Here is a 17,098-nt window from a genome sequence, read left to right as displayed (position 1 = left end):
CGCAAAGTGTCGCGGGATGGAGCAGCCCGGTAGCTCGTCAGGCTCATAACCTGAAGGTCGTAGGTTCAAATCCTACTCCCGCAACCAACTTTAAGGTCGGATATCAAACACTTAGCCTCGCATAACGCGGAGCTTTTTGCATTCTGGCCTTTGGTGGTGGAAGCACTGTGGAAGCAAACGGTGCGTGTTCTCGAAAAATGCTGGAAGCGTTATGTAAGAAAATGTGGCAAATTCGATTCGTGTCCAGGTCACTTCAAGTCTCAGAGTGAGTTTGCGGTTGGGCAACAATTTCGTGAATGCTGCAATTCAGTCTCTTTTCTGCCCATTTTATCGTTGATAGACAGAAATCGTTACAGGTGGGATGAGTAATAGTGCGGGCGGGCAGATGAGAACCGATAAAAGCGGTCATGTAGCTATATCTTGGACCCAAACCGAAGTTGATGGTCTGGAAGATGCTCCTATCGATCAACTAGGTGTTGGATCAACATGGTCTTGGCGTGGCCGGTCGCTTAATCTTTCGACCGAGCTTGTCGAAGTCGTAGATCGATCACTTGCATCTGGGATCGTTTCCGAATTGGCGGACTGGTGTCAGACCACAGTTGATGAGATGCTCCCGGAGCATGCCAGAATTGAACTGTCCAACGGGGCGCAGAAATTTGTCGCCAAATTGGCTATGGTGGTCGGCGATGAGGCCCCGGTTCTGGTGTTTGAAGGCGGTTGCCCGGAACCAGGTCAGGAATTCTGGGTCAGCGCCGCAGCGGAGCAGATTGAGCCTGTATCGATCACCCGAACCGAGGACCGCACGGTTGTCGCTTTTCCCGGGCCAGCGCGGGTCATCCGGGATGAAATTCCTGATGTAGCGGTCTTTGCGGCAGAGTGATCTCTGCTGCTGATACCCTCAGATAAAATTCGTACCTTGCAATGCCGAGACGTGTTGACTCTGGCTAATCGACAGATATAAGCGCGGCTTCATTGGTGTTGGTGGCCCCCGCAAGGGGATGCCTGTCATGGGGGAAACCTCAAGAGGACAACGCCCTTCATAGTGGCCTGCACGGGCCTCGACCTAAACGAAGGAGATCAGCCGTGACCAAACGCACGTCTGCCAAGTACAAAATCGACCGCCGGATGGGCGAAAACATCTGGGGTCGTCCGAAATCCCCGATCAACCGTCGCGAATATGGCCCCGGCCAGCACGGCCAGCGCCGCAAGGGCAAACTGTCGGACTTTGGTCTGCAGCTGCGCGCCAAGCAGAAGCTGAAAGGCTACTATGGCGACCTGACCGAGAAGCAGTTCCGTCGCATCTATGCCGAAGCCGAACGTGTCAAAGGCGACACCGGTGAAAACCTGATCGGTCTGCTGGAGCGCCGTCTGGACGCCGTCGTCTACCGCGCCAAATTCGTGCCGACCGTCTTTGCTGCACGTCAGTTCGTGAACCACGGCCACGTCAAAGTAAACGGCAAGCGGGTCAACATCCCCAGCTACCGTGTCAAAGAAGGCGACGTGATTGAAGTGCGTGACAAGTCCAAGCAACTGGCTGTTGTTCTGGAAGCTGTTGCGCTGGCCGAGCGTGATGTGCCCGACTACATCGATGCCGATCACTCGAAAATGACTGCGACTTTCGTTCGTGCACCGGGCCTGAGCGATGTGCCTTACCCGGTCATGATGGAGCCGAACCTGGTCGTCGAATTCTACGCGAAGAACTAATCTTCGCCGACCTTTTGAGTTTAAAGGCCGCGCTTTCAGCGCGGTCTTTTTTTGTTGTGGAATAGGCTAACCGAAAATCGAGGACTTTTAGGGGAACAGGTCGCTTCTTGTCGACATCACGGCAAGTTCTGAAAGCAGATAGGCCAGTTCAATACTTATATCTTAAGCTGGCGTCAGAGAGTTCCTCCGTTTTGGGCTGAAGTTCTGCACTGTCGGTGGGTGAACGATATGCAAGCCCAGGCAAATACCGAGCGATTGGCGCAAAGATGCTGCGGCGGTTCATTTCTAATGCGTAGGCTACATAGGTTGGATCTTCTGACAGGTGCTTTTCTTCCATACGTGCACGACCAAAGTAGACGGCATTTACCACCAGAAGGGCCAGACTGGCGGTAAACGCCTGCCAATAGGTGAAGGCGGTAAGAAAAGGCGCAGCAGTCAGCCAAAAGAAACACGATTTTGCAACATAGTCAGGGTGTTTTGTATAGCGATACGGTCCATTTGTAATAATGCCGCGATTGGTAAGATTGGACCACCGCAATCCAAATATCGCCGTGCTCCACATCCAGACGAAGTATGACAGAAGGATCATGATGATCCATGGCCAAACCAAAAGCGGATAATTGTCTATCGTATCATTCCAACTCCGCCCAGTGTGGTATTTGTAAATCTGACCCGAGGCCAAGCGATTGAAAGGTTCGTAGCAGATGAGTGTTACGACCCAAGCACCGAGCAGTTTGTTTGGAGATCTGATATGAGAGTCAAAAAGCCGCGCAGTCATCGAATAGCCTACCACGACGATCGTCAACTCCATAGCGATCAAAAGTTTGGCCAAGTAAACCGCTTTCTCCACAGGAGATCCGTAGATCAATGGGATGTCTTGTGAAAGGCTGGACATGTTCAATGCCAGATAGGCAAACATCACAGGTAAAAAGAAGCCTTTTATCGCCCAGCCAAGCGCAAAGTCCTGCAGAAGAGCCCAGTTTGCGTGAGGATTTAGCCTGAGAATTAGTGCTCCAAGCTCGAAATAGCCATCCTTGGGTTGCGCCATGCGCCGGTCGATCTCAAAAAAGTAAACTATGATGACTGGAAATAGAAATGGAGCGAGAAGGACCATTGCGACGACAGGGTACGTGAGCCTTTCGTAGGCATAGAACCGAAAAACGCTATGAACCACCGTGATGGCCGCGAGAATCGCAAACAAGCCGACTAGCTTGACTGCGACGCGGCGTGGGTTCGACGGGCCTGCCTTAGTCCATCTTAGCCCGGTCGATTTCCTCAAGTGTACCTTGTTGAAGCAGATTTCGAATAGCGCTACCGGTACGAGGTAACTGGCGACCAAAAACAGCGCCATCTCGACAGGTGTCTGTTGTGGCCAGACAACTTGATAGATGACACCCAGCGTCAAGAAAGTGACGCCAATAACTGCAGTAGCGTTGCTAACTGCTGAACTCGGAAGACCCACCGCCGCGCCCCTATATCGTCGTGCGAAAGATGCAATTTTGGCGAGTTTAGCCAAAGATTCGGGCGCAAATTTGACTGAAACTGGGTTATTTTTGAATATCCAAAGGTCGAAGTGGCTTGTATTCCGGTCAGATGAAGTTCCGGATCAGATCGGCAATGGCCGACCTTCGGCGATCGCTTCCATTGCAAAATAGGATGTGACGCTGTCCAGCTCGACTTTCTCGATCAGGCGCTGGTAGACCTTGTCATATGAGGCCATGTCCTGTGTGACGACTTTCAGCTGATAGTCGTAGTCGCCACCAATCCGGTGGAAATCCACAACTTCAGGAATGGTCAGTACGTGACGCCTAAAGGCTTGCAGCCACTCGGCCGAGTGATGGCGGGTACGCAACATGACGAAGACTACGAGGTTCAGGCCCAGCTTCTCTCGTGCGATCCGAGCGGAGGAACCCTGTATCACCCCATTGTCGTTCAGCGCCTTCAGGCGTCGCCAGCAGGCGTTCTGAGACAGGCCGACGCGATCTGCCAACTCGCGTTGAGACAGAGTGGCGTCCTTCTGGAGCTCTTTCAGAATGCTGTGGTCAATTTGATCTATTTTGTTACTCATATGAAATCATATGACACAATATTGGGCATTAGAAGGCAAAAAAGGGTGAAGTATTTGGCCTATAGATCAATCACATTGGGTACAGCAATACGGAGCTTATGCAATGACCCTGTCCATTTTTCGCGCGGAGATTCAATCTGCCACTCACGGAAATGCTCTGCGCGACGGGCTGATTGGTGAGGGGGTACTCATCCCGGGTCTGCATCAGGATGTGCCGCTTGTGTATGCGGATTACGTCGCCTCGGGTCGCGCGTTGCGTCAGGTCGAAGACTTTGTGGCTGCGCATGTGTTGCCGTATTATGCCAACAGCCACACCGAAGCCTCCTATTGCGGTTCTTATATGACCCGCCTTCGCCGCGAGGCGCGGGCAGAGATCGCCCGCATCGTTGGTGCCAGGGAAGAGGATGCGGTGATCTTCACCGGGTCCGGCGCCACAGCGGGCCTCAACCGGTTGGTCAGCCTGATGGGAGTGCAAGAGGCTGACCAACCGGTTGTGCTGATCGGTCCATATGAACACCATTCGAACATCCTGCCCTGGCGTGAAAGCAAGGCTGAGGTGGTTGAGATTCCCGAAGCAGCAGAGGGTGGGCCGGATATGCAGGCGCTGGAAGCCGCGTTGCTGGAGCATGCCGACTCGGATCTGCTGATCGGATCATTCTCGGCAGCGTCCAACGTCACGGGTATCATCACCGATCCCGACCCGGTGACCCGGCTGTTGAAGGCGCATGGGGCGCTGGCGGTTTGGGACTATGCAGGTGGTGGCCCGTATCTGCCGATGGAGATGAGGCCAGAAGATGCACGCAAAGATGCGATCGTAGTCTCTCCGCACAAGTTTCCCGGTGGGCCCGGAGCTTCCGGCGTGCTGGTCGTCAATCAGAATGCGGTTCAGCGTACGTGTCCAAGCTGGCCGGGTGGGGGAACTGTCAGTTTTGTCTCGCCCTGGCGGCATGATTACAGCGCGGATCTTGCGACGCGGGAAGAGGCGGGTACGCCCAACGTGATCGGTGACATTCGCGCGGCACTGGCAGTTATGGTCAAGGATGCGGTGGGAACCGATGAGATTGCGCGGCGTGAGGCGCTTTACAACCGGATGGCAATCGAAGGCTGGTCGGATAATCCGCACCTGACCTTGCTGGGTACGAAGAATGCGCATCGCCTTCCGATCTTCTCGTTCCTTGTTCGGGATCACTCTGGGCAGCCGGTACATCAGCAGTTGTTCACGCGAATGCTCAGCGATATCTATGGGATACAGGCGCGTGGTGGCTGTGCTTGCGCAGGGCCATATGCGCACCGTTTGCTGGGGATCGACCGAGATACTTCGGAGCAGCTGCATGCGGCCCTGTCAGCGGGCGAAGAGATGCTGAAGCCCGGTTGGGTACGCCTGAATTTCTCGTATCTGATGAGCGAAGAGACGGTTCAATTCATCATCGACAGCGTCAATGACCTGTCGCGTCGGACCGAGGAATATACTGCGTTCTACAGTGCCGATCCGGCGACGGCGCGCTTCAAAGCTGCCTGAGGGAATTGCCACTTTTCTCAAACCGTTGAGACAGGTAAGAGGGGCGCAACCAACGGAGCCCCTCATGACCAAGCCCATACCACAACCCGGCATTATGGACATCGCGCTGTATCAGGGTGGTCAGTCCCATGTCGCTGGGGTGGCTGATGTCATCAAGCTGAGCTCGAACGAGAACCCGTTTGGACCCAGCCCCAAGGCGATAGAGGCTGTGCGTGACAGTGCCACGACGCTGCATCGTTATCCCAGTACCGATCATGCCACCCTGCGTGCCGCGATTTCAGAACGACATGGGCTGAACGCGGATCGCATCATCTGCGGTGTTGGTAGCGACGAAGTGCTGCAGTTCGTGGCGCAGACCTATACCGGGCCGGGGGATGAGGTCATCTATACCGAGCACGGGTTTTCGATGTACCCGATCATCGCGCGGATGGCAGGTGCGACGCCCGTTATGGTGTCTGAGCGCGAGCGGCAGGTGGATGTCGACAATATTTTGGCTGCCGTAACCGGCAAGACACGGATCGTGTTTGTGACCAATCCAGGCAATCCGACCTCGACCATGATCTCTGAGGCCGAGCTGGAGCGTCTGGCGCAGGAACTACCCAGCAACTGTCTAATGGTGCTGGATGGCGCTTATGCCGAATTTGTCGACGGGTTCGACGGTGGGGCTGCTTTGGTGGATCGGTTCGAGAATGTGATCATGACCCGGACGTTCTCCAAGGTCTACGGGCTGGGCGGGATGCGCGTGGGCTGGGGTTATGCCGCGAAAGACATCATTGATGTGCTGAACCGAGTGCGTCAGCCCTTTAACTTGTCACTGACTGCGTTGGCCGCCGCCGAGGCAGCGGTGCAGGATGAGGATTACTTGCGGTTCTGCCAGTCCGAGAATGCCCGGCTGCGAGTCTGGCTGTCCGAGGAACTGGCCAAGATTGGCGTACCCTCGGATGCATCTTGCACAAACTTTATCCTCGCGCGTTTCGCGGATCAGGCCGAGGCTGAGGCTTGTGACGCGTTCCTAAAAACTCAGGGTTTGATCGTGCGGCGTGTTGCGGGCTACAACCTGCCAAATGCGCTGCGGATCACCGTGGGCGATGAACAAGCCTGCCACCGTGTGGTTGCAGCCATTACCGCGTTCAAAGGGGGCGCTGCATGAGCCAGATTTACGACCGCGTGGCGCTGATCGGGCTGGGCCTGATCGCCTCCTCCATGTTCTGGGCGATGAAACGCGCGGGGCTGGCAGAAGAGGTGACTGGTTATGCCAGATCTGACGCGACCCGCGAGACGGCTCGGCGGATCGGTCTGTGCGACCGCGTCTGTGACTCGGTTGAAGAGGCCGTCGAAGGGGCCGATCTGATTGTGCTGTGCGTTCCGGTTGGCGCGATGGGTCCCGTGGCTCAGCAGATGGCACCGGTCCTGAAGCCCGGCGCGACAGTCTCGGATGTCGGATCGGTGAAACGCCATGTGATTGAGGCTGTCTCACCCCATATCCCGGAAGATGTGCATTTCATTCCTGCCCACCCGCTGGCCGGGACGGAGCATTCCGGGCCGGAATCCGGTTTTGCTGAGCTTTTCGACAACCGCTGGTCTCTGTTGGTCCCAGTCGAAGGATCGGATCCTGATGCCATCGCCCGCTTGCGCGCGCTGTGGGAGGGGATGGGATCGAATGTCGAAGAAATGGATGCCGATCACCATGATCTGGTGCTGGCTGTGACCTCGCATGCCCCGCACCTGATCGCGTACACCATGGTTGGTGTGGCGGATGATTTGCGACGGGTCACGGATACCGAGGTCATCAAATACTCGGCTGCTGGCTTTCGGGATTTCACGCGGATTGCCGCGTCCGACCCGACAATGTGGCGCGACGTATTCCTGACCAACAAAGACGCGACTCTGGAGATTCTTGGACGCTTCACAGAAGAACTCTTTGCGCTTCAACGGGCTATCCGTACTGGTGACGGAGAGCATTTGTTCGACTATTTTACGCGCACCCGTGCGATCCGGCGCGGAATTATCGATGCCGGGCAGGACACGGACGCGCCAGATTTTGGACGGGGGAAAACATCGACATGAGATGGCTCCGGGGCTGTTTGTGGATAGGTCTTGCCATTCTGGCCACAACTGCACATGCGGCAGCGCCAGAAACCTCTCTTGTGCCACTAAAACGCCCCGCCCTGATCGATGCCAACCCCGCGCTCACCACGTCCAGAATTCGCCCCGTGCTGCGGCCCGCTTCTCCGCAGGTGACTGCGGTTGCTGCCCGGCCAACCGAATTGCCGTTGCTGGGGCCTGATAGCTCGATCCGACCCTACCTACGCCCGAAGGAACTAGAGCAGCAAATCCTGTTCAAAAAACGCAAGCTGCGCAAATCTTCGGTTTGTGGCGATATAGACATCCAGGGCAAGGCGGTGGGCCGTATAAACGGCAAGATCCAGGCCTGCGGGATCAAGGACGCGGTGCAGATTACCTCGGTTTCAGGGGTGAAGCTCAGCCGTCCGGCGACCATGGATTGTGGCACCGCAAAGGCTTTGAATAAATGGGTCGACAAGACGGTGAAGCCCACCTTCAAACGGCGCGGCCCAGTGGTCGAGCTGCGGGTGGCGGCGCATTATGCCTGCCGGACCCGGAACAACAAAAAAGGCGCGCGGATTTCCGAGCATGGCAAGGGTCGCGCGATTGATATTTCCGGGTTCCGGATGGCAGATGGCGAACTTGTTACCGTGTTGGACGGATGGCGCAAGAACCCCTCTCAGAAGCAATTGATCAAAGTCTGGCGTGGGGCTTGTGGGCCGTTTGGGACGGTGTTGGGGCCGAATTCGGATCGATATCATCGCGACCATTTCCATCTGGACACGGCGCGCTATCGCAGCGGCTCTTACTGCCGTTAACGCAGGATTAGTCGCGGGGCAGGGCCCAATGGGAGCGGCCCCAAGGCGACAAAACCGTCGCGGAAATTCAGCTGCAGATCCAAGGCGTTGGGATTGCCGCCGAGCCCGGCCATGAAGCCCAGGGCCCGGGTCACGGGATCAACCGCCTGATCGGGCAGGGCGCCTGCAGCGTTTGCCATGGCGACCATGTCGCGCCAGTTCTCGGCCTTGACCGCAATTTCTCCGGTTGGGATGCCTTGCCGGTCGACATCCAGCTCTCCGGTCGCGAAGAGGCGCAGTTCGCCCCATTTGATCTCGGCCAATCGCAGGTCAATCGCGACGGGTTGGGGGCGGCCTTGTTCAAGCGCGCTGCGGTCCCAGGGTTTGTCGAACGTGATGAATGTATCGAGTTCCAGCGTTTCAAACGACTGCGGCAGGGACGAGGCAGAGCGCATCAGGCGCCGCAGTTCCTCGCCTGGCGTAAAACCATCGATCTTGGCCGATATGTTGTAGCTTTCCGGAGTGCCAGATTGCGCCATGATCAGGCTCAGGCTTTGTCCACCGGCCTGAGGGGCCTGCTCATCCGATAGCAGCCAGCGCCCGGCGGTCAGGGCCATCCTTTCCAGCACCAATGCGACACCTGGCTGCAAATGTAGTTCCGCCTGAAGACCTTCGGCCTGAACGGTTGTGGTCTGATCGAAATAGGACAGGCGCTGTGGTGTGCTGGCAAAACGCAGCATTTGTCGACCGGGCCAGATCGCGGGGCTTTCAAACTCGATCCAGTCCGCACTCCAGGCCGTACCGTTCACCGGATCGGCGAGCGCGGGATTGGCCAGCCGAGTTATGTGCTGGAACGGATACCCTGCTGTCGCGACATCCGAATAATCAGCCTGCCAGCCCAGTTCCTGCTGACGATCGAACCAGCCGGTAATGGCGTTTCGCAGCCCGTAACCTGCGACATACCAGTAGGCGCTCCACACAACGGCCACGAATACAAAAACGCGTATCAGACGACGCATGATGAATGGCCCTTTTTCCTGCCTCGGATTTGATGTTTATAGAGCGAAACGGGCAAGGACCAGAGCAATGACGATGTGGGTTTTCGGATATGGATCTCTTCTGTGGAACCCCGGCTTTCCGGTGGCCCGCAGCGAACGCGCCACGCTGCATGGCTATGCCCGATCCTTCTGCATGCGCTCGATCCATCATCGCGGCACTGAGGAAGAGCCTGGTCTGGTGCTTGCGCTTGACGAACAACCGGATGCGCATTGCAAAGGATTGGCGCTTGCCGTTGAGGCAGGACACGAAGAGCGGACGCTGGCGGAATTGCGCGAGCGCGAGCTGATTTCATCCGCCTATCTTGAACGGATGCTGGACGTGCAACTGCATTCAGGTGAGGTCGTCAACGCCGTGACGTATGTCATCGATGCGCATCATGTGCAGTATTGCGGTGGACTGCCGCTGGAGGAGCAAGCCCAGATCATAGCACATGCGGTGGGCGGGCGCGGTCCGAATGACGAATACCTCTACAATACAGCCGCACATCTGACCGAGATCGGTTTGCGTGACCCCGACCTTGAGTGGTTGTCGCAACGCGTGCGTACAATCCGCGCATAAACCCTTGGCGTCGCGCCCTGAACTTCGATAGGTTCAGCCCAGAGCAGACAATACCGGGAGCCACGCGCATGGCGCAGGCACAACAGGGCGTGAGACCACATTTCTCGCAGCCGATCCGCCAAATCCTAATGATGCTGATTGCAATCGGGCTGTCGGGCCTTGGCGTGTTCATGGCGCTGCCCTACGTGTTGCCCGTGATTCAGGCCAATCTGTACCTGAACGGCTTTATCCTTCTGGTCTTTGTCATCGGTGTGGCCGCCTGTTTCCTGCAGGTGACGCAGCTGATCGGTTCGGTGCGATGGATTGAGGCTTTTGCCGGTGGGGTCGAGCGTGATGACGTGCGTCCCCCACAACTGCTGGCGCCACTGGCTTCGCTGCTGCGCGCACGCGGGGCGCGGTCACAGATCAGCTCCAGCTCTACCCGATCGATCCTCGATTCTGTCGCTGAGCGGGTCGAGGAAGAGCGTGAGATTACCCGCTACATAACCAATGTTCTAATCTATCTTGGTCTGCTGGGCACGTTCTTTGGCCTGGCAACCACCGTCCCGGCCATCGTCGACACGATCCGCAGTCTGAACCCACAAGAAGGCGAAGAAGGTCTGGCGGTGTTTAACCGTCTAATGACCGGTTTGGAATCGCAGCTGCAAGGGATGGGCGTTGCCTTCGGGTCGTCTTTGCTGGGTCTTGCCGGATCATTGATCGTTGGCCTGCTGGAACTGTTCGCGGGTCATGGTCAGAACCGGTTCTATCGCGAATTGGAGGAATGGTTATCCTCGATCACCCGTGTCGGATTTGCTGCGGGCGATGAAGGTGGTGCCGAGCTGGCGGTGCTGACGCCGGTACTCGACGCCATGTCAGAACAGATGGATGCGCTGCAAGATCTGTTCGCAGCGCAGGAAGAAGACCGGACCCAGGTTTCCACCAAGCTCGGACACTTGGTCGATGCGATCACCGACATGAACCAGCGTCAGGCCCAGACCGAAGGTGTGACCGCTGCGCTGGAACGTGTGGCGCTGGGGCAGGATGCACTGCTGGATCATATGCGCGAACATGGCGCGGGTGAGGGGATCGATGCAGAAAGCCGTATGCGTCTGCGCTCGATGGACGTGCAACTGCTGCGGATTCTGGAAGAGATTTCAGCCGGTCGACAGGACAGCATGAATGAACTGCGCAAGGATTTCGAACTGCTTGTCAAAGCTCTGACGCTGCCACGCGGCGCCGTGCGCACGCCCTCGGACGGGGAATAAAGGATGGCCCTGTCGCGCCGCACCGGTCATCGATTCTCGGGCTCTGTCTGGCCCGGCTTCGTCGATGCGATGACGGGGCTTTTGATGGTTCTGACATTTGTGTTGACCATCTTCATGATCGTTCAGTTCGTGCTGCGCGAGACCATCTCGGGGCAAGAAGACGAACTGACCGCGCTGTCGGATGAGGTCGCGGCGCTGGCCGGTGCGCTGGGATTGGAAGAGCGCGAAAACAGCCGCCTGCAGGCGCGCCTGGGCACATTGAACACCACGCTTGGGCAGGTCGAGGATGAGCTGTCAGAGGCACAATCGCAGATCACAAGCTTCGAAGCTCAGGTCGCGGCTTTGCTGGCGGATCAGGAACGGGCGCGGGATGATATTGCTGCCTTGGTGGACCAACAGGATGCTTTGCTGCAGGAGCGCGATGAACTGCTGAATGAGCAGGATTCCCTGAACCTTGCCCTTGCCCAGAGCCGCAGCGAGATTGATGCCCAAACCGAAGCTGCGCGTCTGGCTGCTGCACGCCGCGAGGCGCTTGAGGCGTTGGTGGCCGAGCTGGAGGCCAGCGAAGCGGCGCAGGCAGGCCAGATTGCGGACCTTGCGCAGCAATTGACAGATGAAGAGGCTGCGCGTCTGGCCGAGGCTGCCGCGGCCGAGACCCTGCGCAACGGCCTTCAGGATGCGGATGCCGAGCTGACCGCGATGACGCTGGCGCTTGAGGCGCAGAGGCAGGAAGCCGAAGAAACCTTGACCCTGCTGGCTGCTGCACAGGCGGCACGTGCCCAGCTTGAGCAGCAATTTGGTGAGCTAAACCCGGACGAGCTGAAGGCCCAGTTGCAGGCAGCATTGGACGCGCAAACGCAGGCTCAGGCGCAGGCGGAGGAGCAAAGGTCACTTGCTGAAGAGCGCGCGGCTCTGCTGGCTGTGGCTCAGGGGGCGCTTGCGTCAGAGAAAGAAATCTCGACCAAGGCGCAGCGCCAGACTGCACTATTAAACCAGCAGATGTCGGCTTTGCGCAGCCAGCTGGGCTCGTTGCAGGCGCTGTTGGATGATTACGAAGAGCGTAACGCCGCCGCAGAGATCCAGATCCAGACGCTGGGTCAGGACCTGAACGCAGCCCTCGCCCGCGCTGCCTCGGAGGAGCGTCGTCGCCGGCTGCTGGAGGAGGCAGAGCGCATCAGGCTTGAGGCCGAGGCGGAAAGGCTGGCCGGGCAAAATCAGGAGCTGACTGCGCAGGCAGAAGATCTGCAACGCTATCGGTCCGAGTTCTTCGGACGGTTGCGGGATGTGCTGGGCGATCAAGAAGGCGTGCGCATCGAAGGCGACCGTTTTGTGTTCTCGTCCGAGGTGCTGTTTGATACGGGCTCGGCCGTTTTGTCTGCGGAAGGCCGTCAGGAAGTTGCCAAGGTGGCTGACATTCTTCGGACGGTCGCGGCTGAAATCCCCGAGGGCCTGAACTGGGTCATCCGCGTCGATGGGCACACCGATAACGTGCCGCTGGGGGGTAGCGGTCGGTATCGCGACAACTGGGAGCTCAGCCAGGGCCGCGCATTGTCTGTGGTTCGGTTCATGGTCGAAGCGCTGGGAATTCCACCCAACCGTCTTGCGGCCAACGGGTTTGGAGAGTTCCAACCGGTCAACCCCGCCGACACGCCCGAAGCGCGCGCGCAGAACCGCCGGATCGAGTTGAAACTGACAGAGCGGTAAACAAAAAACGCCCGCCGAAAGGGCGGGCGCTATTTGTTTCTAAGGTCTCTGAATCAGTCCGCGGTCAGCAGCGGCGGCTTATCACCCGGAATGCGCGGCTGGTCGGGGCCGAGTATTTCAAGGTTCAGCTCGCCTTTCTTGACCGAGACTCGGACGACGCCACCTTTGGCCAGTTTGCCGAACAGAAGCTCTTCGGCCAGAGGCTTCTTGATATGCTCTTGGATCACGCGGCCCAGTGGACGCGCGCCCATCTTGTCGTCATAGCCCTTGTCCGCCAGCCATTCGGCGGCTTTCGGCGTCAGATCGATGGTCACATTGCGATCGAGCAATTGTGCCTCAAGCTGCAGGACGAACTTCTCGACCACCTGCAGGATGACCGACTTTGGAAGCGGTGCGAAGGAAATCACCGCGTCCAGACGGTTGCGGAATTCCGGGGTGAACATGCGCTCAATTGCAGCGGTATCCTCACCTTCACGGCGATCACGGGCAAATCCGATAGCTGCCTTCGCTTGCTCCTGAGCACCTGCGTTCGAGGTCATGATCAGAACCACATTGCGGAAATTCACTGTACGGCCATTGTGGTCGGTCAGTTCACCGTGATCCATCACCTGCAGCAGGATGTTGAACACATCCGGATGCGCCTTTTCGATCTCATCCAGCAGCAGCACACAATGCGGGTGCTGGTCGACGCCATCCGTCAGCAGACCGCCCTGATCAAACCCGACATAGCCCGGAGGGGCACCAATCAGGCGGCTGACGGCATGCTTTTCCATGTACTCGGACATATCAAACCGCAGCAGCTCCACACCCAGCGTATCCGCCAGTTGTTTCGCAACCTCGGTCTTACCCACACCGGTTGGGCCAGCGAACAGGTAATTGCCGATGGGCTTCTCGGGTTCGCGCAGACCAGCACGAGCCAGTTTGATCGCACTGGACAGCGCCTCAATGGCTTCATCCTGACCGAACACCACCCGTTTCAGCGAGGTTTCGAGATCTTTCAGAACCTCCGCATCATCCTTGGTGACGTTCTTGGGCGGGATACGAGCGATCTTGGCGACAACGGCCTCGATCTCTTTCACGCCAATGGTCTTGCGACGTTTACTTTCGGCCAGCAGATGCTGTGCCGCCCCGGCTTCATCGATCACGTCGATGGCTTTGTCCGGCAGCTTACGGTCGTTGATGTAACGGGCCGACAATTCCACCGCAGTTTTGATCGCATCTGCGGTGTATTTGATCGCATGATGCTCTTCAAAATACGGCTTCAGGCCGCGCAGGATTTTCACGCTGTCTTCGACCGAGGGTTCATTTACGTCAATCTTCTGGAACCGGCGGCTCAGCGCACGATCCTTTTCGAAGTGTTGACGGAATTCCTTGTAGGTGGTTGAGCCCATGGTGCGCAGTTTTCCACCCTGCAGGGCAGGTTTCAGCAGGTTCGACGCATCCATGGCGCCGCCCGAGGTCGCACCGGCACCGATCACCGTGTGGATTTCGTCGATGAACAGCACTGCATCGGGGTGATCTTCCAACTCGGTCACGACTGCCTTCAGCCGTTCCTCGAAATCGCCGCGATAGCGAGTGCCCGCCAGCAGCGCGCCCATGTCCAGCGAGTAGATTGTGGTTTCGGACAGCACGTCAGGCGCTTCCCCGGCGACGATCTTATGTGCCAGACCTTCTGCGATGGCGGTTTTTCCTACGCCCGGATCACCCACCAGCAGCGGGTTGTTCTTACGACGGCGGCACAGCACCTGAATGCAACGTTCTACTTCGTCCGAGCGACCGATCAGCGGGTCAACATCCCCGGCGCGCGATTTGGCGTTCAGGTCGACGCAGTATTTACCCAGCGCGCTTTCCTTCTGATCCGCCTCACCCGAGGTGGTCTGAGCTTCATCCTCAGCTTCATCCGCGCCGGTCACCGGACGGTTCTCTCCATAGGCGGGATCTTTGGCCACACCGTGGGCGATGAAGTTCACCGCGTCATAGCGGGTCATATCCTGTTCCTGCAGGAAGTATGCTGCATTGCTTTCGCGCTCGGCGAAGATGGCGACCAGTACATTGGCCCCGGTCACCTCGGTACGGCCGGAACTCTGTACATGGATCGCGGCGCGTTGAATAACACGCTGGAAGGCTGCGGTGGGTACCGCTTCGGACCCGTCTATATCGGTCACGAGGTTTGACAGGTCTTCGTCGATGAATTCGACCAGCGTGCTGCGCAACTCATCCAGATCGACGCTGCACGCTTTCATGACGCGCACCGCATCGGGTTCTTCCAGCAACGCCAGCAGCAGGTGCTCCAACGTCGCGAATTCATGTCGCCGTTCATTCGCCGCCGCAAGGGCCGCGTGGATGGCTTGTTCCAATGTGCTCGAGAATGAAGGCACGCGGGTGCTCCTCTATATTGGGCCGGAAGGGGGTCGAGTATCGGCAGGATCCCCATCCCAACCATGTCCTCATACTATTAGAGTTTGGTTGATCGTGGCCCGGCTTCAAGGGTTTTCTTGCACTTGACAGTCACATTTCCTGTGACCGTGGCCATGAAGAGGGCCCTAAACGGCTCAAAAGCGGTCTTTTCGGGCACGAATCTCAGCAAAAACTGACGCAGGGTCAGCATTTTCCATGCCCAGATGCGCCTGAATCGCCGGATCAGCAGCGCGCAGAAACGGATTTGTGGCCTTTTCCAGCGACAGAAGCGAGGGCACAGTGGGTTCCCCGGCGGCGCGGGCACGATTGATATCGGCAACGCGATCCTGCAGGGCGGGATTGTCAGGATCGATTGTCAGTGCGAATTTGGCGTTTGATTGCGTATATTCGTGACCCGAACACACGATTGTTTCATCGGGCAATGCGGCCAGCTTGCTGAGAGAGGCCCACATTTGCGCCGGTTCCCCTTCGAACAAGCGCCCGCATCCCAGCGCCATCAGGCTGTCTGCAGTAAATACAGCGTCGCTTTTCGGCATGTAGAATGCGATGTGCCCCAAAGTATGGCCCGGGACATCCAGTACCTCGACCGGTTCACCCCCGATATAGAACGTATCCCCCTCAACCACTGCTTGATCAAGCGGCGGCAGCCTGTGTTCATCGGCTTTGGCACCGATCACCCGCGCGGGCTGTGTCTCGAGTATACCCGTCAGTCCGTCCACGTGATCCCAGTGATGGTGGGTGAGCAACACGTGACTCAGCCGCCAACCACGCGCATTCAGTTCGGCCAGAATTGGAGCAGCCTCTGGCGCATCGATCAGTGCGGTCTCGCCGCTGGCCGGATCATGGGCGAGAAAGGCATAGTTGTCGCTCAGGCAGGGGACGGTAACGATCTCAAGAGGCATGGCCTTTTGCCCTTTCATTGCTAGACTGCGCCCAGCTAAGCCGATTGACCGGGTGTCCGCAATGCATCTTGATGTGCAGGATCTAAGAAACTTTTACTATCGCAGCACCCTGGGCCGCGCGGCGCAGGCGGCGATCCGTGGTCGGCTGGTCGATCTGTGGCCGGAAGCCAAGGGACAGACCGTGGTTGGCTTTGGCTTTGCTGTCCCCTTGTTGCGCCCGTATCTGGCAGATGCCCGCCGCGTGATCGGTCTGATGCCAGGACCACAAGGTGTGATGCCTTGGCCCGCGGGAATGCCCAATGTTTCAGTTCTGACGGAGGAGACGAAGTGGCCGATCGAAACCGGGCATGTCGATAAACTGGTCGTCATGCATGGCTTGGAAACGTCGAGTCGCCCAAGTCAGTTACTTGAGGAATGTTGGCGCGTGCTGGGTCCCGGTGGCCGCGCATTGTTTGTGGTACCGAACCGGGCCGGGCTCTGGTCGCGAACCGACAAGACGCCCTTTGGTTTCGGGCGACCATATTCCGCGACACAGCTTGAGAACCAGTTGCGGGCACATCACTTTGTGCCGGAAAACCATTGCTCGGCACTATATCTGCCGCCTTCCTTCCGTCGGTTCTGGCTCAAGTCCGGCAGCCTGATCGAAAAAACCGGGCAGCGTATTCCAACGGTCATGGCCGGTGGGGTGCTGATGGTCGAGGTCAGCAAGCTCATTCGTCCGCCCAGTGGAAGTGTGACCAAGGACACCGCCAAACGACCGATCAAGGCGCTGGATGGTTTGTTGAAGCCTGCATGACAATCCCACCCGTTCGACAGGGAAAAATTGCGGAAAAAAAGTCACAGGAATCGCAAAAACCTGCATATTCGTAACATTTTTCAACTGCCGCAACCGGTCCAAAGGGTCGCACTTGGTGTAAGTGTTTGAAAGTTAAAGGTTTGTGGATAATTCTGTTACCGCTATAGCGTATTGCTTGGTTGGAACACCTCTGCTACATCCCCGGTGATTTTGATCCCCGCCCTTTATGGACGGGGTTTCTTCACGCCCCCGGGGTGGCCGC

15 protein-coding genes and 1 tRNA gene are annotated in these 17,098 nt (G+C 57.7%); 11 read left to right on the top strand and 5 right to left on the bottom strand.

All coding sequences use genetic code 11. The annotated features are described in order from the left end of the window. Nucleotides 1-10 precede the first annotated feature (10 nt). From ACR0AZ_RS21355 to rpsD, 3 genes are all read left to right on the top strand, one after another. Nucleotides 11-87, top strand: a tRNA-Met gene (locus tag ACR0AZ_RS21355). Between the two features lie 298 nt (nt 88-385). Next, a complete protein-coding gene (locus ACR0AZ_RS21350) occupies nt 386-880 on the top strand; it encodes a hypothetical protein (protein WP_480470591.1) in 495 nt (164 codons plus the stop codon). Nucleotides 881-1,083: 203 nt separating this feature from the next. Beyond that, complete coding sequence (gene rpsD / locus ACR0AZ_RS21345; protein WP_170325974.1) at nt 1,084-1,704, top strand: 30S ribosomal protein S4; 621 nt, start codon at nt 1,084-1,086, stop codon at nt 1,702-1,704. 148 nt (nt 1,705-1,852) lie between these two features. Here the strand turns inward: rpsD and ACR0AZ_RS21340 are convergent, their stop codons facing one another. Together ACR0AZ_RS21340 and ACR0AZ_RS21335 are read right to left on the bottom strand one after the other, a co-directional pair. Continuing rightward, a complete protein-coding gene (locus ACR0AZ_RS21340) occupies nt 1,853-3,220 on the bottom strand; it encodes a methyltransferase family protein (RefSeq protein WP_480668216.1) in 1,368 nt (455 codons plus the stop codon). A gap of 90 nt (nt 3,221-3,310) precedes the next feature. Then, complete coding sequence (locus ACR0AZ_RS21335) at nt 3,311-3,772, bottom strand: Lrp/AsnC family transcriptional regulator (RefSeq protein WP_480470589.1); 462 nt, start codon at nt 3,770-3,772, stop codon at nt 3,311-3,313. Between the two features lie 103 nt (nt 3,773-3,875). Here ACR0AZ_RS21335 and ACR0AZ_RS21330 point away from each other — a divergent pair, with 103 nt between their 5' ends. The 4 genes from ACR0AZ_RS21330 (at nt 3,876) to ACR0AZ_RS21315 (ending at nt 8,173) form a co-directional block, all read left to right on the top strand. Continuing rightward, nucleotides 3,876-5,291 carry an aminotransferase class V-fold PLP-dependent enzyme gene (locus ACR0AZ_RS21330; RefSeq protein ID WP_480668215.1) on the top strand — a complete coding sequence of 472 codons (1,416 nt, stop codon included), beginning with the start codon at nt 3,876-3,878 and terminating at the stop codon, nt 5,289-5,291. 64 nt (nt 5,292-5,355) lie between these two features. Further along, nucleotides 5,356-6,441: a histidinol-phosphate transaminase gene (gene hisC, locus ACR0AZ_RS21325; RefSeq protein ID WP_480668214.1), complete on the top strand. Its 1,086-nt coding sequence runs from the start codon at nt 5,356-5,358 to the stop codon at nt 6,439-6,441. After that, nucleotides 6,438-7,358: a prephenate/arogenate dehydrogenase family protein gene (locus ACR0AZ_RS21320; RefSeq protein WP_480668213.1), complete on the top strand. Its 921-nt coding sequence runs from the start codon at nt 6,438-6,440 to the stop codon at nt 7,356-7,358. The genes hisC and ACR0AZ_RS21320 overlap by 4 nt, the downstream gene beginning before the upstream one ends. Continuing rightward, nucleotides 7,355-8,173 carry an extensin-like domain-containing protein gene (locus ACR0AZ_RS21315; protein ID WP_480668212.1) on the top strand — a complete coding sequence of 273 codons (819 nt, stop codon included), beginning with the start codon at nt 7,355-7,357 and terminating at the stop codon, nt 8,171-8,173. The genes ACR0AZ_RS21320 and ACR0AZ_RS21315 overlap by 4 nt, the downstream gene beginning before the upstream one ends. On the opposite strand, the gene ACR0AZ_RS21310 is transcribed toward ACR0AZ_RS21315, so the two are convergent. After that, a complete protein-coding gene (locus tag ACR0AZ_RS21310) occupies nt 8,170-9,171 on the bottom strand; it encodes a DUF2125 domain-containing protein (RefSeq protein ID WP_480668211.1) in 1,002 nt (333 codons plus the stop codon). The two genes, ACR0AZ_RS21315 and ACR0AZ_RS21310, sit on opposite strands and share 4 nt — an antisense overlap. A 67-nt stretch (nt 9,172-9,238) precedes the next feature. On the opposite strand from ACR0AZ_RS21310, the gene ACR0AZ_RS21305 reads away from it, so the two are divergent. The 3 genes from ACR0AZ_RS21305 to ACR0AZ_RS21295 all read left to right on the top strand — a co-directional run bounded on the left by ACR0AZ_RS21305 (nt 9,239) and on the right by ACR0AZ_RS21295 (nt 12,720). After that, the gene (locus ACR0AZ_RS21305) at nt 9,239-9,769 is read left to right on the top strand and encodes a gamma-glutamylcyclotransferase (protein ID WP_480470583.1); all 531 of its coding nucleotides are present in this window, start codon (nt 9,239-9,241) and stop codon (nt 9,767-9,769) included. A gap of 68 nt (nt 9,770-9,837) precedes the next feature. Next, nucleotides 9,838-11,016 (top strand): biopolymer transporter ExbB, encoded by a 1,179-nt coding sequence (locus ACR0AZ_RS21300; protein ID WP_480668210.1) that lies wholly within the window; start codon nt 9,838-9,840, stop codon nt 11,014-11,016. 3 nt (nt 11,017-11,019) lie between these two features. Beyond that, nucleotides 11,020-12,720 (top strand): peptidoglycan -binding protein, encoded by a 1,701-nt coding sequence (locus ACR0AZ_RS21295; protein WP_480668209.1) that lies wholly within the window; start codon nt 11,020-11,022, stop codon nt 12,718-12,720. A gap of 53 nt (nt 12,721-12,773) precedes the next feature. Here ACR0AZ_RS21295 and clpA read toward each other — a convergent pair whose 3' ends face one another. After that, nucleotides 12,774-15,098 carry an ATP-dependent Clp protease ATP-binding subunit ClpA gene (clpA, locus tag ACR0AZ_RS21290; protein ID WP_480470580.1) on the bottom strand — a complete coding sequence of 775 codons (2,325 nt, stop codon included), beginning with the start codon at nt 15,096-15,098 and terminating at the stop codon, nt 12,774-12,776. A gap of 174 nt (nt 15,099-15,272) precedes the next feature. Further along, nucleotides 15,273-16,040, bottom strand: coding sequence for a hydroxyacylglutathione hydrolase (gene gloB, locus ACR0AZ_RS21285; RefSeq protein ID WP_480470579.1), 768 nt, complete (start codon nt 16,038-16,040; stop codon nt 15,273-15,275). A gap of 61 nt (nt 16,041-16,101) precedes the next feature. Between gloB and ACR0AZ_RS21280 the strand changes: the two genes are divergently transcribed. Continuing rightward, nucleotides 16,102-16,836 carry a class I SAM-dependent methyltransferase gene (locus tag ACR0AZ_RS21280; protein WP_480658512.1) on the top strand — a complete coding sequence of 245 codons (735 nt, stop codon included), beginning with the start codon at nt 16,102-16,104 and terminating at the stop codon, nt 16,834-16,836. Nucleotides 16,837-17,098 lie beyond the last annotated feature (262 nt).

The organism is Ruegeria sp. BE3 (assembly GCF_056538865.1).
Note: the sequence above shows the minus strand (reverse complement) of the source record. Positions and strands in the feature narration are given on the sequence as shown.